The sequence below is a fragment of the Gemmatimonadota bacterium genome (genome assembly GCA_022560615.1).
Lineage (GTDB): Bacteria > Gemmatimonadota > Gemmatimonadetes > Longimicrobiales > Gaopeijiaceae > UBA1138.
On the sequence record JADFSR010000003.1, the window covers coordinates 147,826 to 173,539 of the forward strand.

A 25,714-nucleotide genomic window follows, 5' to 3' on the forward strand; every position below is an offset into this window, starting at 1 on the left:
CCATGTACAAGGCGCGATATTACAAGGCTGACGGCAAGAAGGGGAAGGCACGGGCGTTGCCCGACAACCTCTTCGACGGCGTCGTGAATGAGGGCGTCATGCACCAGGCGGTGAGGACGTACCTCGCGAACCAGCGACAAGGGACGGCATCCGCCAAGGGGCGTTCCGACGTCGCCGGTGGCGGCCGTAAACCCTGGCGTCAGAAAGGCACGGGTCGCGCCCGAGCGGGAACCATCCGGTCGCCCATCTGGGTGGGCGGTGGCGTTGCGTTTCCACCGATCCCCCACTCGTGGCGTCAGCGTCTGCCCAAGAAGGTGAAGGCGCTCGCTCGGCGCTCGGCGCTCAATGACCGCGCCGAGCGCGACAGGGTCGTTCTCGCGGATTTGCCCGTCATGGAGGCCCCCAAGACTCGTGATCTCGTGAGCTTCTTGAGCTCGATCGCACCGGAGGGGAAGGTTCTCGTGCTGACCGATGGCAAGAACGAGAACCTGTACCTGTCAGCTCGTAACCTCTCGAACGTGTCGGTAGTGCCCTTCGGCGGCGAGTCCGTATACGACGTGCTCTGGGCGTACACGGTTGTCATCGAACGCTCGGCGCTAGACGACAAGGCTGAGGCTCCGGCTGAGGTCGAGGAGGTCGAGGTTGAGCCCGCCACGGAAGCGGAAGCAGAGCTGGAAGAAGAGCCAGAAGCAGAGGCCGAAGTGGGGACGGAGGAAGACGACGATGCGTGACGCTTACGACATCATCTACGCGCCGGTGATCACCGAAAAGACCAGTGAGCAGATGGAGACCGACACCGTCTACACGTTCATCGTGAGCAAGCACGCCAACAAGATCGAGATCGGGCAAGCCGTCGAGCAGATCTGGGACGTGACCGTGAAGGACGTCCGCACGATGCGCTATGCCGGCAAGGCGCGCCGGTCCCATATGGGGCGCATGGCCCGGAGCCAGACCCCGGGTCGTCGCGCGTCCTTCAAGAAAGCCGTGGTCCAGCTCTCTGAGGGCGACCACATTGAGCTCTACGAGGCCGGCTGATCATGGGAATCAAGAAATTCAAGCCGGTTACGCCCGGCCAGCGAACCCGGTCGGTTCTCGACAATGAGGTGCTGACCCGCAAGGGGCCGGAGAAGTCGCTCACCGAATCGCTGAGCTCCAGCGGTGGCCGCAACCATCACGGGCACGTGACGGTTCGACGCCGGGGTGGCGGCCACAAGCGAAAGTACCGGATCGTCGACTTCAAGCGGAACAAACTCGATGTGCCGGGCTTGGTGAAGCACATCGAGTACGACCCGAACCGCTCGGCCAACATCGCGCTGATCTTCTACGAGGACGGCGAGAAGCGGTACATCCTGCATCCGAAGGGACTCAACGTCGGCGACACGATCATGTCGGGTCCCAACGCGGACGTCCGCATCGGTTCGGCGATGCCGCTCGAGTTCGTGCCTCTCGGCACGGCGGTCCACAACGTCGAGCTCAAGCCGGCCAAGGGCGGTCAGCTGGCGCGTTCGGCCGGGGCTTCGGTCCAGGTCGTGGCGAAGGAAGGAGGCTTTGTCACGCTGAGACTGCCTTCGACGGAAATGCGCCGGTTTCGCAAGGAGTGCATGGCTACCATCGGAGAGGTCGGCAACTCGGACCACGAGTTGACCGTGATCGGCAAGGCAGGTGCAAACCGTTGGCGGGGCAAGCGCCCGAAGGTACGCGGTGTCGCCATGAACCCGGTCGATCACCCTCTGGGTGGTGGTGAGGGCCGGGCATCGGGTGGACGTCCTCCGGTCTCGCCGTGGGGCAAGACCGAGGGCAAGAAGACACGCAACAAGAAAAAGGAATCCACCAAGTACATCGTGCGCGGCCGCAAGCGCGGCAAAGCCACGCAGTGACCAGGGGCTGACCAACTATGCCGCGTAGCCTAAAGAAGGGTCCGTTCATCAATGACAAGCTTCTTCTCAAGATCGAGATCATGAACTCTCGTAATGAGAAGAAGGTCATCAAGACATGGTCCCGTGCCTCGACGATCTCTCCGGATTTCGTGGGTCACACGGTGGCCGTACACAACGGCAACAAGTTCATCCCCGTGTACATCACGGAGAACATGGTCGGACACAAACTCGGTGAGTTCGCGCCAACCCGCCTATTCCGCGGGCACAGTGGCAGGCTGGCCGACAAACGGTCCGGACGGTAAGCCCAATGAAAGCTCGAGCAATCGCCCGGTACGTTCGCATGAGTCCCCGCAAGGTCCGGCTCGTCGTGGACCAGATCCGGGGTAAGTCGGTGAACGAGGCATACGCCATTCTTCAGTTCTCGAAGAAAGTCGCTGCCGAGCCTGTCGGTAAGACTCTTCGTTCGGCGGTAGCGAACGCACAGGACAGATCACAGGACGAAGGCGACCTCCTCGATGTGGACGACCTGGTCGTTCAGGAAGCCTTCGTAGACGAGGGCCCGACGCTCCGTCGCTGGCGCGCGCGCGCGCAGGGGCGAGCAGCGCCGATCCGTAAGCGCACGAGCCACATCACCGTGGTCGTCGACAAAAAGGACGCCTGAGGATATGGGACAAAAGACACACCCCCTCGGGTTCCGGCTCGGGATCGTCAAGGACTGGACGTCCCGCTGGTACGCCGAGCGCGATTTCCCGCGCCTCCTCAAGGAGGACGAGACGATCCGCAAGTACCTTCGTCGGCGCCTGGCTCATGCCGCGCTTGCGCTGGTTGAGATCGAGCGCAAGCCGAGCAAGATCGTCGTCACGCTGCACACCGCCCGTCCGGGTGTCGTGATCGGCAAGAGGGGCGCCGAGGTCGACAAGTTGCGCGACGAGCTCGCGATGCTCACCAACGCCGAGATCTCCGTGAACGTCGAGGAGATCAAGCAGCCGGAGGTGAGCGCGTATCTGGTAGCCGAGAACATCGCCCACCAGTTGCGTCAGCGCATCTCGTTCCGGCGCGCGATGAAGCGCGCGGTGCAGTCCGCGATCCGTGCCGGGGCCGAGGGCATCAAGATCCAGTGCGCAGGCCGTCTGGGTGGCGCCGAGATCGCAAGAACGGAGGGATACAACGAGGGCCGGGTGCCGCTGCATACGCTGCGCGCGGACATCGACTACGCCCAGGTGCCTGCGTTTACGACGTACGGCGTCATTGGTGTGAAGTGCTGGATCTTCAAGGGCGAGGTCGTCGAGGAGCGGCGTGGCCGCACCTACTCGACCGGCGGCTGAGCGAGGAATAGACGATGCTAGCTCCAAAACGAGTAAGGCGACGGAAGACCCACAAGGGTCGCATGCGCGGAATGGCGTACCGGGGAAGCAAGGTCTCCTTCGGGGAGTACGGCCTGCAGGCGCTCGAGCCGACTTGGATCACCAACCGACAGATCGAATCGGCCCGTGTCGCCATGACCCGTCACATCAAGCGTGGTGGCAAGGTCTGGATCCGGATCTTCCCGGATAAGCCGATCACTTCAAAGCCCGCTGAGACCCGCATGGGGAAGGGCAAGGGCAACCCCGAAGGTTGGGTCGCGGTGGTCAAGCCGGGCCGGATCATGTTCGAGCTCGAGGGCGTGAACGAGAAAGTGGCAGAGCAGGCGATGCGACTGGCCGCTGCGAAGCTGCCGATCAAATGCCGGTTCGTCGTCCGCGACCGCCAGCTTTAGGAGAGAATGATGAAAGCCGATGACATCCGCGATTGGGATGACACTGAGATCGAAGCCCGGCTAAAAGAGCTTAGGGAAGAGCAGTTCAAGTTGCGTTTCCAGGGCTCGATGATGGCGCTCGAGAACGCGGGACTGCCGAGGCAGATCAAGCGCGATATCGCGCGCCTAAGGACCGTGCGTCGCGAGCGCGAGCTCGCGCAGAACTCCGCTGAGAACGCGTGAGCCAGGAAGCCATGAGCGAGAACGAGAGCGAACAGGTCGAGGCCGAGACCCCGGAGACGGAGGTATCAGAAGCTCCCGCCGCCGCCAAACGCGAGGCAACGGGCGCGCGCAACCGACGCAAGGTGCGTGTTGGCCTGGTCGTGAGCGATAAGGGTGACAAGACCGTGACCGTCGTGGTCGAGCGTCGATTCGCCCACCCGTTGTACGGCAAGGGGGTCAAGCGCACCAAGAGATATCGGGTGCACGACGAGAAGAACGAGTATCACGTCGGCGACGCCGTGCGGATCGTGGAGACCCGCCCGCTGTCCAAGACCAAGCGTTGGCGTGTCACCGGTTTGGCCGAGCGCCAGGCCTAACCGAACGTCAGAGGAATCGAGAGATGATTCAGCAGGAGTCGATCCTCCGGATCGCCGACAACACGGGCGCCAAGTCGGCACTCTGTATCAGGGTGCTGGGAGGTTCGGGACGCCGGTACGCCGGGGTGGGCGATGTCATCGTCGCAACCGTGAAGGATGCCATCCCCAACGCGGGTATCAAGAAGGGTGAGGTCGTGCGAGCCGTGGTCGTGCGGACCGCCAAGGAGACGCGTCGTCGGGACGGGACGTACATCCGGTTCGAGGACAACGCGGCGGTCATCATCACCCCGCAGGGTGAGCCCCGCGGCACCCGGATCTTCGGACCCGTCGGCCGCGAGCTACGCGAGAGGAAGTACATGAAGATCGTTTCCCTGGCGCCTGAGGTACTGTGATGGCCAGGACCAAGTTTCAGATCATGAAGGGCGACCGTGTCCGAGTGATTCGCGGCAATGACCGCGACCTCGAGGGCGCGGTGCTCGAAGTCATGAAAGAGAAGGCGCGCGTGCGCGTCGAAGGCGTAAACATTCGCAAGCGGCATACGCGCCCGACGGAGGCGAACCCCGACGGTGGCATCATCACCTTCGCGGCGCCGATCCACGTTTCCAACGTGATGCTCGTCGACCCGACGACCGAAGAGGCCAGCCGCGTACGCACGCGCGTCGAAGAGGACGGAACCAAGGAGCGGATCGCCGTGAAGACCGGCAATCCGATTCCCAGACCACAATGAAGATGGAACCGCGACTCAAGACTCACTATGCCGAATACGTGAGGCCAAAGCTCCAGGAGGAGTTCGGCTACGCGAATTCGCACCAAATCCCGAAGGTCGTGAAGGTCGTGATCAACGTGGGCGCCGGTGAAGCGGCTAAAGACCGGAAGCTGCTCGATAGCATCATGGCCGAGCTCGAAGTGATCTCCGGCCAGAAGCCGCTGATGAACCGCGCCCGACGCTCGATCTCGAACTTCCAGCTGCGGGAGGGCATGCCGATCGGCGCTTCCGTGACGCTGCGCGGCCAAAAGATGTGGTTCTTCCTGGACCGCCTGATCAGCACGGTGATTCCACGTGTCCGTGACTTCCGGGGGCTCAAAACGCGCTCCTTCGACGGTCGCGGGAACTACACGATGGCCGTGAAGGAGCAGATCACCTTCCCCGAGATCGACTACGAAAAAGTTCGCAAGATTCACGGGATGGACATCACGGTGGTCACATCCACCGACAAGGATGACGAGGGTCTTGCCCTGTTGCGTGAGTTGGGCTTCCCGTTCCGCGGCGCGGTGCCGGTGCAAGTCGGCGCGACCGCCTAGGAGAGAGAGTTTCGAATGGCCAGAAAGGCGCTCATCGAGAAGTCCAAGCGCAAGCCGAAGTTCGCCGTGCGGCAGCGGAACCGCTGTCAGCGTTGCGGGAGGCCACGGGCGTTCCTGCGGAAGTTCGGAATCTGCCGGATCTGTTTCCGGGAGATGTCGCTCAGGGGCGAGATCCCCGGTGTCCGCAAGTCGAGCTGGTAGGAGGAACCAGACAGTCATGATGACCGACCCCATCGCGGACATGCTCACCCGCATCCGGAACGCCGGCCAGGCGGCCCACAAGTGGGTGGACATGCCCGTGTCCACGCAGAAGATCGAAATCGCACGGCTCTTGCAAGAGAGCCATTTCGTGCACGCCCATAAGGTGCTCGCGGACGGACGCTTCGGCGTGCTCCGGGTCTACCTGAAGTACTACGAGGGCAAGCCGATCATCCGTCACATCGAGCGTGTCTCACGTCCCGGCCGACGCACATACGTCGGCAAGGATGAGATCCCTCGGATACGGAACGGTCTCGGCATGGCAATCCTGTCGACCTCGGCCGGCATGCTCTCCGACCGCAACGCCCGTGAGCAGGGCGTCGGTGGCGAGTTGATGGCCGTGGTCTGGTAAGCAGCGAGCGAGAGAGAAACGATGTCTCGTATTGGAAAGATGCCTATCGTGCTCCCCAAGGGAGTCGAGGTCGAGCAGACTAACGGCACGCTCAGCGTGAAGGGTCCGAAGGGCTCCTTGCAGCTCAACGCACACCCGGACATGAAGGTCGTCATCGACGGGGGAGAGGTCCGCGTAGAGCGGCCATCCGACGAGAAGAAGCACCGCGCGTTGCACGGGCTCACCCGCTCGCTGATCGCGAACATGGTGACTGGCGTGACCGACGGCTTCGCCAAGACGCTGGAGATCGTCGGTGTGGGCTACCGCGCAGATGTCACAGGGAAGGGCGTGACCCTAAGCCTCGGGTTCAGCCATACTATCGACTACATGCCGGCAGACGGTGTCAGTATCGAGTGCCCGAACCAGACGACGATCGTCGTGTCCGGCATCGACAAGCAGAAGGTCGGCCAGGCAGCAGCGGAAATCCGCGGGTTCCGGCCGCCCGAGCCCTACAAGGGCAAGGGAATCCGATATAAGGGTGAACATGTCCGGCGCAAGGCCGGTAAGACTGCCGGGATATAGCGATGACGATGATCAAACAGAGCAAGCTCAGGAAGAGCCGTTCGCTTCAGCGGATGCGTCGCCACTTCCGAGTTCGGAACAAGGTGCGTGGCACCGCGGAGCGTCCGCGCCTCGTGGTTTTTCGCTCGTTGAAAAACATCGAGGGTCAGGTCGTCGACGACGACGCCGGCCGCACGCTCATCGGGCTTTCGACCCTCAACGCGGAGTTGAAAGACTTCGCGGCCGAGGGTCAGAACTGCCGCGTAGAGCACGCCTACGTGGCTGGGAAGCTGCTCGGTGAGCGCGCGAAGGCCCTGGGAATCGACACCGTGGTCTTCGATCGCGGTGGATACAAGTACCACGGCCGGGTGAAAGCCTTCGCCGACGGCGCCCGAGAGGGAGGTCTGGAGTTCTGATGGCTGGAAGAGACCAGAAGAAAAAGAAGAAGCAGGGGCGCGGTCGGGAGACCGATCTCGTCGAGAACGTCATCTTCATCAACCGCGTCGCCAAGGTCGTGAAGGGTGGACGGCGGTTTTCGTTCTCGGCGCTTGTTTCCGTGGGTGATCAGAAGGGGAACGTCGGCATCGCGCTGGCCAAAGCGAACGAGGTCGCCGAAGCGATTCGGAAGTCCTTCGAGCAGGCCCGCAAGAACATGGTGAGCGTGCCGATCCAGAACGGAACGCTCCCCCACGACATCGTAGGTCGGTGGGGCGCAGCCCGCGTGCTGCTTCGCCCCGCCGCCCCCGGTACGGGTGTGATCGCGGGTGGTCCTGTGCGAGCGGTGCTCGAGGCAGCGGGCGTGAAGGATGTGCTCACGAAGAGTCTGGGTTCGAACAACCCGATCAACGTCGTACGCGCCACGATGAACGGCCTGACGGAGCTCGTCACCGCCGAGCGAGTGGCCGAAGAGCGTGGCGTCACGGTGGCGGAATTGGGAGTGCATCGTGGATAGGAAGAAGAAGCCCAAGATGATCAAGATCACCCAGACGCGCAGCGGGATCGGCCGGCTCACCAAGCACCGCCGCACGCTTCGGGCGCTGGGAATAAAGCGTCACCAGCAGAGCGTGATCCATGAGGATAATGCGGCCATTAGGGGAATGATCAACCAAATCTCCTACATGATCGATGTGACTGAAGCGAATGACTGACCGCTGAAATCGGCGCTGAACGTCGTTAGGCTCCGGTCGTCGACCTGCGAAGTAGCGTTGCTACTCCTCGGTCGCCGATCCTCGCCTGCCTAGTTCAGCATCCAATTTGAGCGGTCTTGGTGACAACAACGAGAGTTTGTGACATGGCAGAACTACATGATTTGAGCCCTCCCCTCGGCTCCCGCCGCCGCCGCAAGCGCGTCGGTCGCGGACAGGGTTCCGGTTTGGGCAAGACCGCGGGGCGGGGACAGGACGGCCAGAAGTCGCGCTCGGGCGGACGCATCCGCCGGGACTTCGAGGGTGGCCAGATGCCGCTCATGCGCCGGATTCCGAAGCGTGGCTTCAAGAACATCAACCGTGTCGAGTACCAAGTGGTCAACGTGCGGGACCTGGGCCGGTGTGACGGTGACGTGAGCCCGGACGCGCTCAAGGCGGTCGGACTCATAGCGTCGCTTCGCAAGCCCGTGAAGATTCTCGGGGAGGGCGATATGGAGAAGTCGCTGTCCGTGAGCGCGCACAGGTTCAGCAAGAGCGCTCAAGAGAAGATCGAGGCGGCAGGGGGATCGGTGACGGTCATTGGCGCCACGGTCGAGGACGCTTCGTAGCATGACGAATCCCGTACAAAACCTCTTCCGGGTTCCGGAGCTCAAGGAGAAGGTCCTCTTCACCTTGTTCATCCTGCTCGTCTATCGAGTGGGATCGCACATCACGGTGCCGAGCCTGGACGTGGCCGCGCTTCGTGAGCAGTTCAGTCAACTCGAGGGGACCTTCTTCGGCATCTACGACATGTTCGTGGGTGGCGGGCTGTCTCGCGCGACCATCCTGGCGCTGGGCATCATGCCGTACATCTCCGCGAGCATCATGTTTCAACTGCTCGCCGCGGTCTTCCCAACGATCGAAAAACTGCAAAAGGAAGGCGAAGAGGGCCGTAAGAAGCTGACCCAGTGGACGCGTTATACCACGATCGTGTTGTCGGTCGCCCAGTCCTACGGGTACGCGTCGTTCCTGCAGGCGATTCCCGGCGCGGTCAGCACGCCTGGTGCGATGTTCACGTTCACGACGGTCGTCACGCTCACCGTGGGCGCGATCTTCGTCATGTGGCTCGGTGAGCAGATCACAGAGCACGGGATCGGCAATGGCATGTCGTTGCTGATCTTCTTCTCGATCATCCAAGGGTTCCCGGCCGCGGTCGTGCGCACCTTCGAGTCGTTCCGGCTCGGTCAGCTCACAGGGTTCGCACTCGCTGCGCTGATCTTCGTGGTGGTCGGTGTCACCGCGGCGGTGGTCTCGATGACGATGGCGGCCCGAAAGATCCCGGTTCAGATCCCGCGCAAGGTCGTCGGCCGCGGTCGGATTCGAGAGGGCCAGAAGAGCTTCATTCCGCTGCGCTTGAACTCCGCGGGCGTCATGCCGATCATCTTTGCGCAGTCGTTCATCGTCGTACCGGGCACTTTGGCCGCGTTCTGGGACAACCCTTACCTCAACACCATCAACGAAATTTTCGCGCCGCAGGGCTGGCCCTACTACATCACGTATGGCTTCCTGATCGTGTTCTTCACGTACTTCTACACGGCGATCATTTTCAACCCGATCGACCTCGCAGAGAACCTGAAGAAGCAGGGTGGTTTCATCCCCGGTGTAAAACCGGGCGCGCGCACGGCGGAATACATAGACCGCGTTCTGACACGTGTGACCCTACCCGGCTCGGTCTATCTGGCTCTCATAGCGCTCGTGCCGTTCTGGATCTTCGACTTCTTCCAGATCAACACCTTCTTCTTCGGCGGCACGAGTCTGCTGATCGTCGTGGGTGTGGGCTTGGACACCGTGCAGCAGGCGCAACAGTTGCTCATGCTCCGTCACTATGACGGTTTCATGAAGAAGGGTCGCGTGAAGATGCGGGGCCGCTCGCGGTTCATGTAGATGTCGATGGTCGTCATCCTTCTCGGTCCGCCGGGTGTCGGAAAGGGCACGCAGGCCGTGCGTCTCGCGGATGCGATAGGTGGCGAGCACATCTCTACCGGAGATCTGCTGCGCGCGGCCCGCCGTGATGGCACCGAGCTCGGCAAGCAGGCTCAGGGCTATATGGATGCCGGCGAGCTCGTTCCCGACGCGCTGATCCTCGACCTCGTTCGCGACCGCTTGAGAGGCGTGGCAAGCGAGGCGAGCCTCCTGTTCGACGGCTTCCCACGAACGACCGCTCAGGCGGACGGACTCGATGCCGTGCTGTCCGAGGTTGGTCGGCAGGTCGACCGGGTCGTGCTCCTGGAGGCATCCGACGAGACGCTTCTCGAGCGGCTGAGTGGGCGGCGGAGCTGCACGGACTGTGGGGCGATCTTCAACGTGCACTTGAACGCCGCGGAGATCGATGGGATGTGCGACCGCTGCAGCGGTCGGCTCATCCACAGGACGGATGACGAGCCGGATACGGTGGCCCACCGCCTGGAGGTGTATCAAGAGCAAACATCACCGCTGGTGGCCCACTACGAAGCGCATGATGCAGGCCTGGCACGGGTCCAGGCCGAGCGGGGCATGGACGACGTGTACGTGGACGTGCGAACCGCCGTGGGCGTCTGAGTCGCGATGATCCATCTACGGACTCCCGAGGAGATGAACGCAGTCGGTCGCGGCGGCGCGATCATCGCCGGACTGCTCGGCGAGCTTCATAAGCGGGTTGTTCCTGGCGTCTCGACCCAGGACCTCGACAGCGTCTGCGATGAGTATATCGTCTCACACGACGGTGCCGTGCCGGTTTTCAAGGGTCTGTATGGGTTTCCTGGAAGCGTGTGCACTTCGGTGAACGAGGAGGTCGTTCACGGCATTCCGAGTGCGAAGCGCGTGCTGCGCGAGGGCGACATCGTTTCAATCGACGTAGGTGTCAAGCTCGACGGGTGGTGCTCCGATTCGGCTTGGACGTTTCGCGTCGGTGAGGTGAGTGACGACGTGCAGCGATTACTGGACGTGGCCGAGCAGTCCCTGTGGGCCGCGATCGAGGCTTCCGTCCCAGGGAATCACGTGGGGGACATCGGTGCGGCGGTCGTGCGTACTGTGGACGGAACGAGCTTCGGCATCATCAGGGACCTCGTGGGACACGGCGTGGGACGGGACGTGCACGAGGAGCCACAGGTGCCGAACCAGGGACGGGATGGACACGGTCCGTTGCTGAGAGAGGGCATGGTTCTGGCCATCGAGCCGATGCTCTCGGCAGGTTCACCGAACATCAGAACCCTCGATGACGGATGGACGGTCGTTACTGCCGACCGAACGACGTCGGCACACTTCGAGCATACCGTCGGAATCACGGCGGACGGTCCAAGGCTGCTGACTGCTTCCGGAGCCCCTGTTCATGCGGGTTCTGGCGCCCCGAACGGCGCTTGAGGCCGCACCAGAGCCGGGTTATAATATATGGCTATGCAACAAACGAAGGTGGAGATGTCGAAGTGAAGGTTCGAAGCAGCGTAAAGCCAATCTGCGAGCACTGCAAAGTGATCCGCCGGAAGGGTGTCGTGCGCATTATTTGCTCGCGGGATCCCAAGCATAAACAGCGCCAGGGATAAGAGAGAGCAAGTAAGACATGGCACGTATCGCTGGCGTAGACCTTCCGCGTGGGAAGAGAATCGAAGTCGCTCTGACCTACATCTACGGGATCGGCGCGAGCCGAGCGAAGGAGATCATCCGGGAGTGTGGCGTCGACGGAGACCGGCGCACGCAGGACCTCGACGACGATGACGTGAACCGCCTCCGTCGGCAGATCGAGGGGAACTACAAGGTCGAGGGCGCGCTGCGTACCGAGACCTCCATGAACATCAAGCGACTCATGGACATCGGTTGCTACCGGGGACTCCGGCACCGGCGGGGTTTGCCGGTGAGGGGTCAGCGGACGCATACCAACGCGCGCACGCACAAGGGCTCCAGAAGATCCATCGCGGGAAAGAAGAAGGCGCCGAAGAAGTAGGCTGTCCGACAGGCTCGCTGAGCCATCACTCGACGTGGCGTCACCCGAGGCACCAAACCCCGGATCGCCGCAGCCGCATTGTTAGAAGAGCAGGAACCAGGAACCAGGGATCAGGTGAGAGAACGTGGCAAATCCAAAGACCCGTGCCAAGCGCTCGAAGAAGGTCGTAGAGGCTGAAGGCGTCGCTCACATCAAAGCGACCTTCAACAACACGATCATCACGATCGCTGACAACCAGGGGAACGTCATCGTGTGGGCCAGCGCCGGAAAGGCGGGTTTCAAGGGCTCCAAGAAGTCGACCCCGTTTGCTGCCACCGTGGCCGCCGAACAGGCGGGGCGTGAGGCCGTCGGCATGGGCGTGAAGCGCCTCGACGTGCGTGTCCAGGGCCCGGGCTCCGGCCGTGAGTCCGCGATCCAGGCGCTCGCCGCCGTTGGTCTCCAGATCAAGTCCATCCAAGACGTGACGCCGCTGCCGCACAACGGGTGCCGGCCGCCGAAGAAGCGTCGCGTCTAGTCGCGTTTAGTCGCGTCTAGAAGGGAATACCACCAAGCCATGGCTCGTTATACCGGTCCCGTTTGTAAGCGTTGCCGCAGAGAAGGCCAGAAGCTCTTCTTGAAGGGGCAGAAGTGCTACACCGAAAAGTGCCCCGTCGAGCGGCGCCAGTACCCGCCGGGTCAGCACGGCCCCGCGCAGGCTCGCCGACGCAAGCAGTCCGACTACGCCGTTCAGCTCCGAGAGAAGCAGAAGGTGAAGCGGATATATGGGCTCCATGAGAAGCAGTTCCGCGCGCTCTTCGAGCGCGCTGCTCACGTCCCGGGCATCACCGGCGCGAACCTCATCGTTTCGCTCGAGACGCGTCTCGACAACATCGTCTTCCGCATGGGCTTCGCGGTCAGTCGTAGCGCGGCACGGCAGCTCGTGCGGCACCGTCATGTAGAGGTGAACGGCCGCATCGTCGACGTCCCCAGCTTCCACGTGAAGGCGGGCGACGAGATCGCGGTGAAGGCCAAGTCGAAGGACATCGTGCCCGTGCAAGGGGCTCTCGAGGCACGGACGCGTCCGGCGCTGGCAGATTGGCTCGCGCTCGACGAGAAGGCGCGTGTGGGTCGCTTGGTTCGCGAACCGACGCGTGCGGACATCCCGCTGGCGGCGCGGGAACAGCTCATCGTCGAGCTCTACTCGAAATAATCGGGTCGCGGGGATTTCGTTGGGCGGGTCCCGGCGTCCAAGGCTAAACAGGAGGCAATGTGGAATTAGATCTCACCGGACTGATACTCCCCGAGCGCATCGAGGGCATCGCGGATCCGGACAACGCTCGGAACGCTCGCTTCGTCATCGAGCCGCTCGAGCGCGGCTTCGGCCATACGCTGGGCAACTCCGTTCGGCGTGTGCTGCTGTCGTCGCTGCGCGGCGCGGCTGTGTGGGGCTTCCGCATCGATGGCGTGGTGCATGAGCACCAGACGATCGCGGGTGTGGTTGAGGACGTTCACCAGGTGATCCAAAACCTGAAGGCGCTCGTGGTCACGCTCGATGACGACGTCGACGAGACGATCCTCGAGATCCGCCTCGGCAAGGCGGGTGTCGTCACGGCTGGTGATATCCAGCCGGTGTCCGGAGTCGAGATCATGGATCCGGATCACCATCTGTTCACGCTCCAGGAGGATCGTCAGCTCAACGTGGAGCTGCACGTGAACAAGGGTCGCGGCTTCGTGCTCGCCGACGCGCACCCCATTCCGCGGGGCGCCCCAGTGGACCTCGTACGCATCGACTCGATCTACAACCCGGTCCGCCGCGCGAACTTCACGGTCGAGGAGACCCGCGTGGGTCAGCGCACCGACTTCGATCGTCTGACCCTTCACATCGAGACCGACGGCTCGGTCGACCCGGAGCGCGCGGTGGCGTACGCCGCCGAGCTCGTTCGCAAGCACCTCGAGTACATGCTCTACTTCGGCGAGGGCGGCATTCCCGAGGTCGCGCCTCCCGGAGCGGTTGCGGTTCCCGAGCGCCTTCAGGACCTGTTCGAGCGGCCCATCGAGGATCTTGCGGAACTGTCCGTGCGCTCGCGAAACTCGCTGCAGAAGGAGAACATCCAGACGCTGGGTGATCTCGTGCAGCGCTCGGAGGACGACATGCTGCGGATCGAGAACTTCGGCAAGAAATCGCTCAAGGAGATCTCCGACTTCTTGGAGGAGCATGCGCTCCGTTTCGGCATGCAGCTCGAGGAAGGCGAGGACGGGCGCCTCTTCTTCGTGGAGGAGGAAGCCGGGGCCGCAGCGGGCGGGGAGGAGTAGCCGTGCGGCACCGCAAGAAGGGAAGGAAGCTCTCCCGTACCGCAAGCCACAAGAAGGCGACCATGCGCAACATGGCCACGTCGCTGTTCCGTCACGAGAGAATCGAGACGACCACCGCCAAGGCCAAGGAGCTCCGTCCGTACGCCGAGCGTCTCATCACGCTCGCGCGCCGCGGGGACCTGCATGCGCGCCGCCTTGCCGCGACGAAGATCCAGGATCGCGAAGTGCTAGGGAAGCTGTTCGGCGATATCGCTCCGCGTTTCGCGGAGCGTCCGGGTGGCTATACACGTATCCTGAAGCTGGGGCATCGGAAGGGTGACGCGGCAGAGATGTCGCTCATCGAGCTCGTCAACTAGTTTGTCGACCGCTTCCGACGGACAAACTCAAACTGGACAGGATTTCGCACATGGTGGACAACGCTTCCCGACGCGGCGCTGCCGACCTGGGCATGCCACTGATGTTCATGGCGTTCGTGGTCATCGGTGGTTTCATGTATTGGCTCAAGGGCGAGGCTGACGCGCAGCGCGAGCTCCGACTCGTGGAGGACACAACCGAGGTCGCCACCGACGATGTCGGTACGGCGACCACCGTCGCGGCGGCCGACCTGCAGACGGATCCCACGCTTTTCGAGGGTCAGAACATCCGCGTAGCGGGGCTGGCTGTATTGAGCACGCTCGGGACACAGGGCTTTTGGCTGCAACTGCCGAACCAGAACCCCTTCCTGGTCTCGATGTCCGAGCAGGTGATGGCCGAGGGCCTCGTGCTTTCAGCGGGTCAGCCCGCAGGCGTGATCGGCGTGCTCTACGCCATGAGCGACTCCGTCGTGACCGCGTGGGTGGCCGCCGGCACCATCAGCGAGGGTGACAGACTCGCCGCCGAGTTCGCGACCTACTTCCTGGAAGCGAGTCAGGTCGTGCTCGGTAACGCGCCCACCGGTGATGGCAACGAGGGTGGCGCTGGCGCGGGGAAGTAGGAGCTCCGACGAAGTTAGGCAGGGTGCATCGCCGCCCGGCTAGGGAAAACCGAAGAGGTTACATGTCTAGAGTTTGCTACGTGTGTAATAAAGGCCCCGGGACGGGCAACAACGTGAGTCACGCGCACAACAAGACGCGGCGTCGCTGGCTGCCGAACCTTCAGACGTTCAAGATCGTCGACGAGAAGGGCGAGCGCCGTCGCGTGCGCGTGTGCACACGGTGCATCTCGGCGGGGAAGGTGACCAAGGCTCCGGCGCTGGTGGTGGAGGGGAATCCCTAGCCCTTTCCTAGCCCAGTAGGCGCCCATGCGCGTCTTGGTCACGGGCGGTTCCGGTTTCATCGGATCGTACCTCGTCGAGCGTCTCCTGGATCGGGGGGACGAAGTCTTTGTGGTCGACAACCTCTCCACAGGAAGCCTCGACAACCTCTCGGCGGTGCGCCACCACTCTGACCTGCACCTCAACGTCGATACGATCCTCAACCATCCCATGATGGACGAGACCGTTGCCAAGTGCGATCAAGTGATTCACCTCGCCGCGGCTGTGGGCGTTCGCAAGATCATGGAGCGGCCTGTCGAGACGATCACCACCAACGTGCGCGGTACGGAGATCATTCTGGATTGCTGCCACCGCCACGGGGTACCGCTCTTTCTCGCGTCGACCTCGGAGATCTACGGCAAGGCGGGCGGGAGTCTGCACGAAGAGCAAGACCGGGTGATGGGGAGCTCGACACATCGGCGCTGGGCGTACGCGTGCACCAAGATGCTCGACGAGTTCCTGGCGCTCGCGTACCACCACGAGAGAGGCTTGCCGGTCATCATCGCCCGTTTCTTCAACACCGTAGGGCCTCGGCAGGCCGGGCAGTGGGGCATGGTGCTGCCGAACTTCATCGCTTCCGCGATCCGGGGCGATCCGATCCAGGTCTTCGGCACCGGTGAGCAACTGCGGTCGTTCTGTCACGTGCAGGACACGATCCGCGCGGTCGAGGGCCTGGTCGCTGAGGAGGCGTACGGCGAGGGCTTCGAGGACATGGAGCGGCGCCAGCCCGACACCACTCGCATCCGCGAGCTGATCGCATGGGTTCCGGAGAACGACCTGGACGCGATCATCCGCTCGACGGTCGATCACATGAGGGCCCAAGCGGCCGAGTCGGCTTACGCCAAGGAGATTCGGTAGCTTGCCTGAACCACTTCAGGAGGCGGTGCAAACTTGGCTCGACGACACGGCTCCGTCGCCTACAAAATGGCGTTGGTCGCCGTCCTGGCGGATGAGACTACGCCGACCTTCAACAAGGCCACGACTAGGCGTGCTCGGAGGGCCGTTGCTCGTTCTCCTGGTCCTCCTACCGTCGGTGTCGTCCGCCCAGGACTCGGCGACGCTGCCCCCTCTCGATCCCGTCTATGAGGATCTGGCGCTCCTACAACGACACGGGCTGGTCCCGCGGGGCGTGGCTGCCCTCCGACCGCTCTCGCACGGACGCGTTGCCGGCCTGGTGAGAGAAGCGAGGTTGCGGTTCGAGGATGACAGCAGCGTGGGCCGACCTCGAGCCGACCTCGACGTGGTCTTGTCCCGGCTAGAGCGCCGATTTAGCCCTGAGCAGATAAACGCCGTGACAGGGCTCGCGGAGATCGAGATCGGTGGAGGCCGCAGCCCCGGGCGTGGCGTACCCACGAACGGCCTCGGAGAGCTGGACGTCGTTGTGAACCCGCTCTGGTCCGACCGAGGGGGCCGTGCCTATGGCGACGAACTGACGGGCGCGGTGGCGCTCCGCGGCTCGGTCTCAGTGGGGCCCAACGTCGCGATCGGCCTGGCAGGCCGCGGTGCGACGCTCCGCGCTTCGGGCGTCACGCCCAGGCGACGGGGCGCTGCCCTCGAAGCTGCATACGTAAGAGTCAGGCTGGGATCTATCGCCATGCAGATCGGACGCGATTCCTGGTGGCAGCATACCGGCGGTGACGACGCGCTCCTGATGTCTCGCGACGCGCCGCCAGTCGATCTCATACGAATCGTCACGGACCGACCCTTGAGCCTCATCGTGCTCGGCGACACCGAATTCGCACTCACGGTCTCTGACCTGGGCCCGAATCAGAACTTTCCCCACGCGAAGCTGTTCGGCCTCAGCGTGACGACTCGCCCCGCGTCGTCGCTCCGATTGGGCCTCACTCTGGTGAACAAGCAGACGGGGGAGGGCGCTCCAGGCGCCTCGTTTTCGGACCGCGTGAAGGACCTCAGCTTCTTCTGGGACCTTTTTCGGACCGGGCGCGACTACACGTTCTCCGAGAAGATGTTCGGCTTCGACGCAGAGGTGGTGCTTTCCGAGGTATCCGGCGTTGGCCTCTACGGCGAGATCGCCTTCACGGACTTCGCGACCGACCGGCTGGGCGATGTTCTGACGTCGGATGCCGGTTATCGCTTGGGCGTTCAGTTCCCACGGCTCGGCAGATCGGAGCGGCACAGCGTGGAGGTAGAGGGGGCGGTGACCACTTCGTTGCTCTACCGGCACCATCAGTTCACCACCGGGTGGGCCGTAGACGGCTTCAGCCAGGGCTCGGTGCTCGGTCCCGATGCCCGCCGCCTGGCCGCTCGCTATCGATTCGACGCACCGGCCACCGGGTGGGCGGCTGGACTGGGCGCCACGCTCGAGTCTCGCAGCGTAGATCCGCACGACGTCGTGCAAGTGCCTGTCAAGGACATCTCGCGTGCCGGCACGCTTCCCCATGAATGGCGCGCACGAGCTCGAGTGGATCTAACGAGGTGGTTCGATCAAGTCTCGGGGATCGAGCTGACGCTCGGTGTGGAGCGCGTCCGCAACTTCGCGTTCGAGGCGGACGCAACGCAGACCAACGGCTCTGCGCTCGTGCGCCTGTGGAGAACGTTCTAGAAGGTAGGCATGTCCCCCATCCTTCTGGCGGACGTTGTCGACGACTTCCTGAGTCTGCCACCGCTCTGGTAGCGACCCGCCGGCCAGCTGTATGTTGGGCGCCTCCCGTTCGAAGTTGTCAAGTCATTTCGTCTCCTCTTTTTCGACGGCATTCCATGTCCCAGGACATCGTCACCTTCGGCGTCATCGGCCTCGGCTACGTTGGCCTCCCGCTCTCTGTCGAGGCCGGTCGGAGCGGGTTGAAAGTGATCGGGTTCGACGTCAACGACGCGGTCGTCACGGGCGTGAACGCGGGCCGGTCGCACATCCAGGACCTGACGGACGCTGACGTTGCAGCGTTGCTCGAACAGGGCCTGCTCGAGGCGACCACGGACATGAGCCGGCTCGCTGAGTGCGACGCGATCTCCATCTGCGTCCCGACCCCGTTGTCGAAGACGCGGGACCCCGACGTCTCCTACGTCATCGCCGCTTCGGAGGCGGTCGCGGCGGCGCTGCGACCGGGCCAGCTCATCGTGCTCGAGTCGACCACCTATCCCGGAACGACCCGGGAGGTCATGCAGCCCACGCTGGAGCGCACGGGACTCGTGGTGGGAGAGGACTTCCACCTCTGTTTTTCCCCGGAGCGCGTAGATCCCGGAAACGAGACGTGGACGACCAAGAACACACCCAAGGTCATCGGTGGGCTGACGGCGGCGTGCAGGGACGCCGGGGCCGCGTTCTACGAGCGGTTCATTGACAGCGTGGTACGTGTGTCGTCCGTGGAAGCGGCGGAGCTCACGAAGATTCTGGAAAACACCTTCCGGGCGGTGAACATCGGACTCGTGAACGAGGTTGCGCTCATCGCCGACCTGCTCAGGGTCGATGTGTGGGAGGTCATCGATGCTGCAGCCACCAAGCCGTTCGGATTCATGAAGTTCACCCCCGGTCCGGGTCTCGGCGGGCATTGCATTCCAGTCGATCCCCACTACCTGGCGTGGAAGATGCGGACGCTCAACTACAAGACCCGCTTCATCGATCTCGCGTCGGAGATCAATGCCGAAATGCCGATCTTCGTGGTCGGCAAGGTGCGCGAGGTGCTGAACAGGAAGCAGCGGGCCGTGAACGGCTCGAAGATCGTATTGCTCGGTGTCGCCTATAAGCGTGACGTCGATGACGTGCGTGAATCACCGGCGCTCGACGTGCTCAAGCTTCTCGAGGCCGACGGGGCCGAGGTCGTCTACCACGACCCGTATGTGCCGGAATGGAAGGAAGACGGAGTGATACGGCAGTCGCAGGCCCTCACGGAAGAGCTGCTGAGCGGCGCCGACGTGGTCGTGATTCTCACCGACCATACTGGTTTCGACTATGCGTGGATTCTGCAGAACGCCAAGGCGCTCGTCGACACGAGACACGCCGTGGTTGCGGCCGGGGCGGTCCCCGGGGGTGGTGTCGGCAGCTGGATCGTGAAGGGCTGAACCGGCTGACGAGACGTGCGTACCGTCCTACTCGAAGAGGGTCTCCGCCTCAGAGAGCAGCGGCAGGGCCCGGTCCTTGTCCGAGACGATGGGCTCCATTGGCCCGATGGGCCCGATGTTCGGCCACTCGATCCCGATGTCTGGATCGTCCCAGCGGATGCCGCGATCGAGCGTCGGCTCGTACTCTGCAGTGACCTTGTACACGACGTCGGCGCCGTCGCTAGTGACTGCGTAGCCGTGGGCGAAACCGGGCGGAACCCAAAGCAGGTGCCCGGTCTCGGCGGAGAGCGGAGTGCTGACCCATCGCCCGAACGTCGGAGACGACCGCCGAATATCGACGGCGACGTCACAGATCTCGCCGCTGACGACCTGGATCAGCTTACCCTGGGCCTTCGGCTCCAGCTGGAAGTGAAGTCCGCGCAGAACGCCTGCCGCCGACCGCACCAGGTTGTCCTGAACGAACGGACCCTGATGGACATGCTGCTCGAACGCGGAGGCGCGAAACGTCTCGCTGAAGAAGCCTCGATCGTCGCGGTGCCGCGTCGGCAGAATCAGTACGACCTCGGGCAACGAGAGGCGTGTGAAGTGGAAGGTCATAGGCGATGAAGGTACTCGTCACCGGCGCGAGCGGGCTACTGGGTAGCGAGTTGGTCTCGGCGTACCGAGTCCGCGACGCGCGCGTCGTCGCGTGCGACTCCCGAGCGCTGGACGTGACCGATGCGTCCGGCGTCAGCGATCGCATCGGCTCGGAGGCACCAGATCTGGTGCTGCACTGCGCCGCCTACACCGCGGTCGACGAGGCCGAGTCGGAGCCGGAGCGAGCCCTCGCCACCAACGTCGACGGCACGCGAAACGTCGCCCAGGGGTGTGCCGCGGCCGGGGCCCATCTCGTGTACTTCAGTACCGACTTCGTCTTCGACGGCTGCAGCGAGACTCCGTATCGGACGGACGATGAGCCACACCCCCTGTCCGTCTACGGGAGGTCGAAACTAGCTGGAGAAGAGGCCGTGGCGGGTGCCGGCGTAAAGTGGACGACGGTTCGCAGCAGTTGGCTCTTTGGGGCAGCCGGCGCCAATTTCGTCTCGACCATCCTGGAGCGCGCGCGGAGCGGGGCGTCACTTCGTGTCGTGGACGACCAGCGAGGAAGCCCGACGTGGGCGCGCGACCTTGCAGAGACTACGGCGGCACTCGTCGACATCGGGGCGACCGGCCTCGTACACGTGACGAACGGAGGCACGGCCACATGGTACGAATTGGCTAGGGCAGCGCTCGAAGTGGCGGAGGTGGAGGCCGATCTCCAGCCGGTCTCGAGCGAGGAGTGGAAGGCCGCGGCGGCCAGACCGCGCGATTCAGTGCTCGATGTCACAGAGACGGAAACTCTGCTCGGACGATCCATGGTCCCATGGCCCGAGGCGCTTCGAGCCTTCCTGATGGGTAGCGCGTCATGAAGGGCGTTGTTCTCGCCGGCGGTCTCGGCACCCGGTTGCTCCCGATGACGAGGGTGACGAACAAGCACCTGCTCCCGGTCTACGACCGACCGATGATCTACTACCCGCTGCAGCAGCTTGCGCACGCCGGTATCGACGACATCCTGGTCGTGACGGGGGGCGACAGCGCAGGCGACTTCCTGCGCCTGCTGCGTAACGGACACGAGTTCGGGCTCGAGCACGTGCGGTACGCGTACCAGGAGGGAGAAGGGGGGATTGCGGAGGCGCTCGGGCTCGCCGAGCACTTCGTGGGCGACGAACCGATGGTCGTGATCCTCGGAGACAACCTCTTCCAGCATCCCATCCGACAGGCGGTGGAGTCGTTCGCGGCAGAGCCGGAGGGCGCGATGATCCTCATCAAGGATGTCGACGATCCCGAGCGGTTCGGCGTCGCGCGCCTCGAGGGGGATCGTGTGGTCGAGATCATCGAGAAGCCGACGGATCCACCGACGCGGTATGCGGTCACTGGCTGCTACTTCTACGACGGCGCGGTCTTCGACATCATCAACGCGCTCGAGCGCTCCCAGCGAGGTGAGCTCGAGATCACCGACGTGAACAGCGCCTACATCGAGCGCGGCGCCTTGCGGCACCATGTGGTGGACGGGTGGTGGACCGATGCGGGTACCGTGACGTCGTTGTACCGGGCTGGCACGTTGGTCGCGGCCGAGCACGGGAACGCGGTCCTGCGACGGATGCGTCCGGAAGACGACAGCTTCGACCTCGGTGGCGCATGAGGTATCTCGTGACGGGTGGCGCCGGTTTCATTGGCTCCAACCTCGTGCGCTACCTGCTCGAGAGCGATCCAGAGGCCCACGTGACCAACCTGGACGCGCTCACCTACGCCGGTAATCTCGGGAGCCTGGCCGACATCGAAGAGGACAGTCGGTACACGTTCGTCCACGGTGACATTTGCGACGCCGACGTGGTACGCCCAACGATGGACGGGGTCGATGTCGTGCTCAATCTGGCGGCCGAATCCCACGTGGACCGCTCGATTCTGTCCGATGCGCCGTTCGTGCGCACGAACGTCATGGGGACCCAGACCCTGCTCGCAGCGGCGCTCGAGGTCGGTGTGCGGCGCTTCGTTCAGGTCTCGACCGACGAGGTGTACGGGGAGCTGCCCTGGTTCGATCCGGAGGACGTCGAGAGGCTGGCGCATCGATTCACCGAGCAGACTCCCGTCGCGCCCAGGTCACCCTATTCGGCAACCAAGGCTGCGGCCGACCATCTCGCGCTGGCCTACCACACCACACATGGCCTCGACGTGGTCGTCACCCGGTGCTCGAACAACTACGGCCCGTACCAATTCCCCGAGAAGCTGATCCCTTTGATGATCACACATGCTCTCGAGGACCGACCGCTGCCTGTCTACGGGGACGGTTTGCACGTGCGGGACTGGATCCACGTGAGGGATCACTGCCGCGGCCTGCTCGCGGCCGCGGACCGAGGCGAGCCAGGCGCGGTCTACAACTTCGGCGGCAATGCGGAACGAACGAACCTCAGCGTCGTCCGAGCGGTCTTGAGCGTGTTGGGAAAGCCTGAAGACCGAATCGAGCGCGTCACGGACCGGCCCGGCCACGACCGACGCTACGCGATCGACGCCTCACGCGCCGAGGCCGAACTGGGGTGGACTCCCGACGTCGTGAACTTCGAAGAAGGCCTCGCCGATACCGTCGAGTGGTACCTGGCGCACGAGGCGTGGTGGCGCCGGGTGCAAAGCGGAGAGTACTGGGAGTACCACCAGCAGCAGTACGGATCTTAGCCGCTCTCGTTCTACTTCTTGCCCCGCTTCTTGGTCCCGTCGTCCCCGTAGTAGTAGTCGTGGTAGTACCCGTACTTGCCGTAGCTGCTGTAGTAGCGGGAGTCCCTGCGGTAGTCCACGTCGTTCAGGATGGAGCCCAGGATCCGCGCGTTCACATTATTGAGCTGCTCGACCGCATAGGTGAGGGCGCTCTTCTCGGTTACGTTGGCCCGGGCGACCAGCACCACGCCGTCCACCTTGGTGCCCAGCACGGCTGCGTCGGTCACCACCGTGAGAGGAGCGGAGTCGATCAGCACGAGATCGTACTGCTCGTCCAGGGCCTGCAGAAGCGTCTTCATGCGCTCGGAGCCCAGGATCTCCGCCGGGTTGGGCGGATAGGCGCCACACGGCATGAAGTCCATCTTTCCGCTTTCGAGCAGATCGATCTCCTGGATCGCGTCGCCGATATCGGCGGTTCCGCCGAGCACATCGGTGAGGCCCGGTTCGCGATCTACTCCGAAGACGCCGTTCAACACGCCCCGGCGTAGGTCGGCGTCGACGAGCAACGTCTTGATGCCCTGTTGCACGAGCGTGATCGCGAGGTTGGCTGCGCTCGTGGACTTGCCATCCTGGGGTAGGGGGCTCGTGAAGACGATCGTCTTGGGTGGCTTGTCCGGGTTCGAGAACGTGAGGTTGGTCCTCAGGTTGCGGTACGCCTCGGAGACCGGGTTGCGCGGGTCGCGGCCGGCAACGAGCCGGGCGCCCAGCTCGCCCGTGCCACCGATGGGCGACTTCACAGCCTTCGCGTTCCTTCCGTTCAGTCCGGACTGGCGGATACGCGGGATCATGCCCAGGATCGGCGCGCCCCCCGTCGAGTTCTGAACGTCTTCACGCGTGTGAACGGTCTCGTCCAGGTAGTCGCGGGTGAAGGCGATCCCGACGCCGAGCATGCTACCCGCGAGCAGGCCGAAAAACAGGTTGAGCAGGGCACGTGGCTTGACTGGCTCAGGCGGGAGAATCGCCACGTCCACGACGCGCACGCGCGCGTCGTCCACGGCCTCCAGGATCAGGGCTTCTTGCAGGCGGTTTCGGAGGGTCGTGTAGACCTCCTCGAGCACGTCCGTCTCTCGCCTGAGCCGGAGCAGCTGAACCTGGGTCTCAGGGATGCGTTCGAGGTCCGCTCCAAACCGCTCGAGCATGTCGTCGAAACCGACCACTTGGTTTTCGAGCCCCCGCAGGTAGGTGAGCACCGTGTTGCGGAGCTGCAGCTCGATCTCGTGGACCCGGTTGGTCAGGTTGGCGACGTCCGGATCCTCCATCAGCCGGCGCTGAAGAAGCAGTGATCGCTCCGAGACCGCCGCGTTCAGACCCCGCAGTAGCTCGGAGGCCGCCGCGTTGGGAAAGATCGTCGGAAAGGAGATCAGCTTCGTGTACGGGGACGGGTCCGATGGGTCGGCCAGCGCAGCTTCCTGCTCGATTTCGCTGACCAAGGTACGTAGAGCGTCCCGTTCGGCCTCGATGACGCTCCGCTGCGCCTGCAGCGAAGCCATCTGCGTCACCTGTGCGTCGGCTTCTGCCTGGATGCTCACGACTTGGTTCAGCTCACGGAACTCGGTGAGCTCCTCCTCGGCCTGCCGGAGCTGGATCGAGAGGGTGTCGATCTGGTCCTCGAGGAAAGCGACCGTGCTCGTCGCTTCGCGCTTTCGAACCCGTTGCCCCTTGGCCATGTATTTCGAGGCAAGCGTGTTCGGAACCAGGTGTACCATCTGGGTGTCGCTCGACTCGTACCGCACCGTGACGATGGCGGCCTCGCGGTTCGGGCGGGAAACCGCGATCGCCTCGCGCAGATTCTGGACTGCCATGTTGAAGGTTGAGACAGCCACGACTACCTGCGTGTATTCGGCTGCTGCCTCCCGCAACGTGAAGGTCACGCCGGGCACGGCTGCGGGGCTACGAATCGCTGCAGTACCGACCGAGGTTCGAGTCTTCTCTTCGGTGATCGAGAAGCTGCCGTCCGGGAGCGCGTCCAGAACATAGACGGCCTCCGGCGCCCACGGCTCCACGTGGATGGCACCCAGCAGCACCGTGCGCGCCACGCCCCGAGGGGCCTGTACGTGGACCTGGAGACCCAGTGAGTCGACGACCTCCTCGGCGAGCGTCCGGCTCCGCAAGACCTCCATCTCGGTCTCGACTTCGCTACCCGTCGAAAGCGTCTGCAGGATGTCGAGTACCGGGATGTCCGAGCGTTCCTCCTCGATCTGGATCGAGGTCACCGATTGGTACACCGGGACGGTATAGTACGTATAACCTGCGGCGGCGCCGACGCATGCAACGAAGGAGAACGCAATGACCAGCCAATTCCGCATCAGAAGGTTCCAGACCTCGCGAAGGTTGATCCCGTCCTCTTGACGGGCACCGCTGCCAAGGCCTCGCGTCGATCCCATGGATGCCTCTACCGAATGAACAGAGCGATGACGAGGGCGACGGAGGCGCTGAGCGCGGTCGCCACGACGTTCGAGTTTCGGCTCATCCAACTCCGTTCGGGTACGAAGATCTGGTCGCCGGAGCGGATGAGCGAGCCGCTCAGTCGCGTATCGGAGCTGATGTCGATTGCGATCTCCTGGCCGTCACGGAGGATCCGGATCTTATCCGGATCGCCCAGTGCGGTCGCCCCTCCGGCCATGGCCAGAGCGTCGGCGATCGTGACCGTCTGGTCGACGAGATGAAGTCCCGGATCGTTGACAGAGCCGAAGATGCGAACCCTCTTGAGCACGATCACCTGGATGTTGGGGTCTCGGAGGGTCCGCCCGTAGTCCGCGAGCAGACGCGCCTCCAGCGTGGCCGGTGTGTCGGCCAGCACGTTGTACTCGCCCACCCGCGGGAATACTACTGATCCCGATTCGTCGACGATGAAGTCGCCCGACATGTCGAGCTCACGCCAGATGCTCAACCGGATTACGTCGCCGGGGCGAATCGTCGGGCCACCACCCGCGGTCTCTTGAGCGCCGCTGGGCAGCGCCGGACTCAGAGCCATGATGCCAATCAATGCAGTAGTGATGCGTCGCACGGCATGGACGAGGGTTGAAGAGTCGTGTCAGGAGGCGGGTTCACCACAAACGCTTC

The 25,714-nt window shown here is 63.6% G+C and carries 39 protein-coding genes; 36 read left to right on the forward strand and 3 right to left on the reverse strand.

Annotated elements, in window-relative coordinates; all coding sequences use genetic code 11:
• Positions 1 to 2 precede the first annotated feature (2 nt).
• From rplD to IIB36_03540, 33 genes are all read left to right on the forward strand, one after another.
• Positions 3 to 731 (forward strand): 50S ribosomal protein L4, encoded by a 729-nt coding sequence (rplD, locus tag IIB36_03380; protein MCH7530786.1) that lies wholly within the window; start codon positions 3 to 5, stop codon positions 729 to 731.
• A complete protein-coding gene (gene rplW, locus IIB36_03385) occupies positions 724 to 1,035 on the forward strand; it encodes a 50S ribosomal protein L23 (protein MCH7530787.1) in 312 nt (103 codons plus the stop codon). The genes rplD and rplW overlap by 8 nt, the downstream gene beginning before the upstream one ends.
• A 2-nt stretch (positions 1,036 to 1,037) precedes the next feature.
• Positions 1,038 to 1,877, forward strand: a complete 840-nt coding sequence (gene rplB / locus IIB36_03390; protein ID MCH7530788.1) for a 50S ribosomal protein L2 — start codon at positions 1,038 to 1,040, stop codon at positions 1,875 to 1,877.
• Positions 1,878 to 1,894: 17 nt separating this feature from the next.
• On the forward strand, positions 1,895 to 2,179 hold the full coding sequence (rpsS, locus tag IIB36_03395; protein MCH7530789.1) for a 30S ribosomal protein S19: 285 nt from the start codon (positions 1,895 to 1,897) through the stop codon (positions 2,177 to 2,179).
• 5 nt (positions 2,180 to 2,184) lie between these two features.
• Positions 2,185 to 2,538, forward strand: coding sequence for a 50S ribosomal protein L22 (gene rplV / locus IIB36_03400; GenBank protein ID MCH7530790.1), 354 nt, complete (start codon positions 2,185 to 2,187; stop codon positions 2,536 to 2,538).
• Positions 2,539 to 2,542: 4 nt separating this feature from the next.
• A complete protein-coding gene (rpsC, locus tag IIB36_03405) occupies positions 2,543 to 3,202 on the forward strand; it encodes a 30S ribosomal protein S3 (GenBank protein MCH7530791.1) in 660 nt (219 codons plus the stop codon).
• 14 nt (positions 3,203 to 3,216) lie between these two features.
• Complete coding sequence (gene rplP / locus IIB36_03410; GenBank protein MCH7530792.1) at positions 3,217 to 3,633, forward strand: 50S ribosomal protein L16; 417 nt, start codon at positions 3,217 to 3,219, stop codon at positions 3,631 to 3,633.
• Positions 3,634 to 3,642: 9 nt separating this feature from the next.
• Positions 3,643 to 3,855 carry a 50S ribosomal protein L29 gene (gene rpmC / locus IIB36_03415; GenBank protein MCH7530793.1) on the forward strand — a complete coding sequence of 71 codons (213 nt, stop codon included), beginning with the start codon at positions 3,643 to 3,645 and terminating at the stop codon, positions 3,853 to 3,855.
• Positions 3,856 to 3,866: 11 nt separating this feature from the next.
• Positions 3,867 to 4,211: a 30S ribosomal protein S17 gene (gene rpsQ, locus IIB36_03420; GenBank protein MCH7530794.1), complete on the forward strand. Its 345-nt coding sequence runs from the start codon at positions 3,867 to 3,869 to the stop codon at positions 4,209 to 4,211.
• A gap of 23 nt (positions 4,212 to 4,234) precedes the next feature.
• A complete protein-coding gene (gene rplN, locus IIB36_03425) occupies positions 4,235 to 4,603 on the forward strand; it encodes a 50S ribosomal protein L14 (protein MCH7530795.1) in 369 nt (122 codons plus the stop codon).
• Entirely contained in the window at positions 4,603 to 4,938 is a 336-nt protein-coding gene (gene rplX, locus IIB36_03430) for a 50S ribosomal protein L24 (protein MCH7530796.1), read from the forward strand. Before rplN ends, rplX begins: the two co-directional genes overlap by 1 nt.
• Positions 4,935 to 5,513, forward strand: coding sequence for a 50S ribosomal protein L5 (gene rplE, locus IIB36_03435; protein ID MCH7530797.1), 579 nt, complete (start codon positions 4,935 to 4,937; stop codon positions 5,511 to 5,513). Before rplX ends, rplE begins: the two co-directional genes overlap by 4 nt.
• A 15-nt stretch (positions 5,514 to 5,528) precedes the next feature.
• Entirely contained in the window at positions 5,529 to 5,714 is a 186-nt protein-coding gene (locus IIB36_03440) for a type Z 30S ribosomal protein S14 (protein MCH7530798.1), read from the forward strand.
• Positions 5,715 to 5,730: 16 nt separating this feature from the next.
• Positions 5,731 to 6,123, forward strand: coding sequence for a 30S ribosomal protein S8 (gene rpsH, locus IIB36_03445; protein MCH7530799.1), 393 nt, complete (start codon positions 5,731 to 5,733; stop codon positions 6,121 to 6,123).
• 21 nt (positions 6,124 to 6,144) lie between these two features.
• Positions 6,145 to 6,684, forward strand: coding sequence for a 50S ribosomal protein L6 (gene rplF / locus IIB36_03450; GenBank protein MCH7530800.1), 540 nt, complete (start codon positions 6,145 to 6,147; stop codon positions 6,682 to 6,684).
• Positions 6,685 to 6,692: 8 nt separating this feature from the next.
• Complete coding sequence (rplR, locus tag IIB36_03455) at positions 6,693 to 7,079, forward strand: 50S ribosomal protein L18 (GenBank protein MCH7530801.1); 387 nt, start codon at positions 6,693 to 6,695, stop codon at positions 7,077 to 7,079.
• Complete coding sequence (rpsE, locus tag IIB36_03460) at positions 7,079 to 7,615, forward strand: 30S ribosomal protein S5 (protein MCH7530802.1); 537 nt, start codon at positions 7,079 to 7,081, stop codon at positions 7,613 to 7,615. Before rplR ends, rpsE begins: the two co-directional genes overlap by 1 nt.
• A 16-nt stretch (positions 7,616 to 7,631) precedes the next feature.
• Complete coding sequence (rpmD, locus tag IIB36_03465) at positions 7,632 to 7,811, forward strand: 50S ribosomal protein L30 (GenBank protein MCH7530803.1); 180 nt, start codon at positions 7,632 to 7,634, stop codon at positions 7,809 to 7,811.
• A gap of 143 nt (positions 7,812 to 7,954) precedes the next feature.
• Positions 7,955 to 8,416, forward strand: a complete 462-nt coding sequence (rplO, locus tag IIB36_03470) for a 50S ribosomal protein L15 (protein ID MCH7530804.1) — start codon at positions 7,955 to 7,957, stop codon at positions 8,414 to 8,416.
• Between the two features lies 1 nt (position 8,417).
• On the forward strand, positions 8,418 to 9,731 hold the full coding sequence (secY, locus tag IIB36_03475; protein ID MCH7530805.1) for a preprotein translocase subunit SecY: 1,314 nt from the start codon (positions 8,418 to 8,420) through the stop codon (positions 9,729 to 9,731).
• A 6-nt stretch (positions 9,732 to 9,737) separates the two neighbouring features.
• On the forward strand, positions 9,738 to 10,385 hold the full coding sequence (locus IIB36_03480; GenBank protein MCH7530806.1) for an adenylate kinase: 648 nt from the start codon (positions 9,738 to 9,740) through the stop codon (positions 10,383 to 10,385).
• Positions 10,386 to 10,391: 6 nt separating this feature from the next.
• Complete coding sequence (gene map / locus IIB36_03485; protein MCH7530807.1) at positions 10,392 to 11,186, forward strand: type I methionyl aminopeptidase; 795 nt, start codon at positions 10,392 to 10,394, stop codon at positions 11,184 to 11,186.
• 62 nt (positions 11,187 to 11,248) lie between these two features.
• The gene (gene rpmJ / locus IIB36_03490; protein ID MCH7530808.1) at positions 11,249 to 11,365 is read left to right on the forward strand and encodes a 50S ribosomal protein L36; all 117 of its coding nucleotides are present in this window, start codon (positions 11,249 to 11,251) and stop codon (positions 11,363 to 11,365) included.
• A 17-nt stretch (positions 11,366 to 11,382) separates the two neighbouring features.
• The gene (gene rpsM, locus IIB36_03495; protein MCH7530809.1) at positions 11,383 to 11,763 is read left to right on the forward strand and encodes a 30S ribosomal protein S13; all 381 of its coding nucleotides are present in this window, start codon (positions 11,383 to 11,385) and stop codon (positions 11,761 to 11,763) included.
• Positions 11,764 to 11,887: 124 nt separating this feature from the next.
• Entirely contained in the window at positions 11,888 to 12,277 is a 390-nt protein-coding gene (gene rpsK, locus IIB36_03500) for a 30S ribosomal protein S11 (GenBank protein MCH7530810.1), read from the forward strand.
• A gap of 39 nt (positions 12,278 to 12,316) precedes the next feature.
• Positions 12,317 to 12,952: a 30S ribosomal protein S4 gene (gene rpsD, locus IIB36_03505; GenBank protein MCH7530811.1), complete on the forward strand. Its 636-nt coding sequence runs from the start codon at positions 12,317 to 12,319 to the stop codon at positions 12,950 to 12,952.
• A 59-nt stretch (positions 12,953 to 13,011) separates the two neighbouring features.
• The gene (locus tag IIB36_03510; protein ID MCH7530812.1) at positions 13,012 to 14,055 is read left to right on the forward strand and encodes a DNA-directed RNA polymerase subunit alpha; all 1,044 of its coding nucleotides are present in this window, start codon (positions 13,012 to 13,014) and stop codon (positions 14,053 to 14,055) included.
• A 2-nt stretch (positions 14,056 to 14,057) separates the two neighbouring features.
• Positions 14,058 to 14,411 (forward strand): 50S ribosomal protein L17, encoded by a 354-nt coding sequence (gene rplQ / locus IIB36_03515; GenBank protein MCH7530813.1) that lies wholly within the window; start codon positions 14,058 to 14,060, stop codon positions 14,409 to 14,411.
• Between the two features lie 50 nt (positions 14,412 to 14,461).
• The gene (locus IIB36_03520; GenBank protein ID MCH7530814.1) at positions 14,462 to 15,028 is read left to right on the forward strand and encodes a hypothetical protein; all 567 of its coding nucleotides are present in this window, start codon (positions 14,462 to 14,464) and stop codon (positions 15,026 to 15,028) included.
• 62 nt (positions 15,029 to 15,090) lie between these two features.
• Positions 15,091 to 15,309, forward strand: coding sequence for a 50S ribosomal protein L28 (locus IIB36_03525; GenBank protein MCH7530815.1), 219 nt, complete (start codon positions 15,091 to 15,093; stop codon positions 15,307 to 15,309).
• Between the two features lie 25 nt (positions 15,310 to 15,334).
• Positions 15,335 to 16,204, forward strand: coding sequence for an NAD-dependent epimerase/dehydratase family protein (locus tag IIB36_03530; protein MCH7530816.1), 870 nt, complete (start codon positions 15,335 to 15,337; stop codon positions 16,202 to 16,204).
• A gap of 145 nt (positions 16,205 to 16,349) precedes the next feature.
• The gene (locus IIB36_03535) at positions 16,350 to 17,909 is read left to right on the forward strand and encodes a hypothetical protein (GenBank protein ID MCH7530817.1); all 1,560 of its coding nucleotides are present in this window, start codon (positions 16,350 to 16,352) and stop codon (positions 17,907 to 17,909) included.
• Positions 17,910 to 18,064: 155 nt separating this feature from the next.
• Complete coding sequence (locus IIB36_03540; protein MCH7530818.1) at positions 18,065 to 19,363, forward strand: nucleotide sugar dehydrogenase; 1,299 nt, start codon at positions 18,065 to 18,067, stop codon at positions 19,361 to 19,363.
• A 27-nt stretch (positions 19,364 to 19,390) separates the two neighbouring features.
• On the opposite strand, the gene rfbC is transcribed toward IIB36_03540, so the two are convergent.
• Positions 19,391 to 19,960, reverse strand: coding sequence for a dTDP-4-dehydrorhamnose 3,5-epimerase (rfbC, locus tag IIB36_03545; GenBank protein ID MCH7530819.1), 570 nt, complete (start codon positions 19,958 to 19,960; stop codon positions 19,391 to 19,393).
• A gap of 5 nt (positions 19,961 to 19,965) precedes the next feature.
• Between rfbC and rfbD the strand changes: the two genes are divergently transcribed.
• The 3 genes from rfbD to rfbB are packed head-to-tail and all read left to right on the forward strand — an operon-like array spanning position 19,966 to position 22,612.
• Positions 19,966 to 20,811, forward strand: coding sequence for a dTDP-4-dehydrorhamnose reductase (gene rfbD / locus IIB36_03550; protein ID MCH7530820.1), 846 nt, complete (start codon positions 19,966 to 19,968; stop codon positions 20,809 to 20,811).
• Positions 20,808 to 21,584 carry an NTP transferase domain-containing protein gene (locus IIB36_03555; protein ID MCH7530821.1) on the forward strand — a complete coding sequence of 259 codons (777 nt, stop codon included), beginning with the start codon at positions 20,808 to 20,810 and terminating at the stop codon, positions 21,582 to 21,584. Before rfbD ends, IIB36_03555 begins: the two co-directional genes overlap by 4 nt.
• The gene (gene rfbB / locus IIB36_03560; GenBank protein MCH7530822.1) at positions 21,581 to 22,612 is read left to right on the forward strand and encodes a dTDP-glucose 4,6-dehydratase; all 1,032 of its coding nucleotides are present in this window, start codon (positions 21,581 to 21,583) and stop codon (positions 22,610 to 22,612) included. The genes IIB36_03555 and rfbB overlap by 4 nt, the downstream gene beginning before the upstream one ends.
• 11 nt (positions 22,613 to 22,623) lie before the next feature.
• Here rfbB and IIB36_03565 read toward each other — a convergent pair whose 3' ends face one another.
• Together IIB36_03565 and IIB36_03570 are read right to left on the reverse strand one after the other, a co-directional pair.
• Positions 22,624 to 25,035: a polysaccharide biosynthesis tyrosine autokinase gene (locus tag IIB36_03565; protein ID MCH7530823.1), complete on the reverse strand. Its 2,412-nt coding sequence runs from the start codon at positions 25,033 to 25,035 to the stop codon at positions 22,624 to 22,626.
• A gap of 8 nt (positions 25,036 to 25,043) precedes the next feature.
• Positions 25,044 to 25,625: a polysaccharide biosynthesis/export family protein gene (locus IIB36_03570; GenBank protein MCH7530824.1), complete on the reverse strand. Its 582-nt coding sequence runs from the start codon at positions 25,623 to 25,625 to the stop codon at positions 25,044 to 25,046.
• Positions 25,626 to 25,714 lie beyond the last annotated feature (89 nt).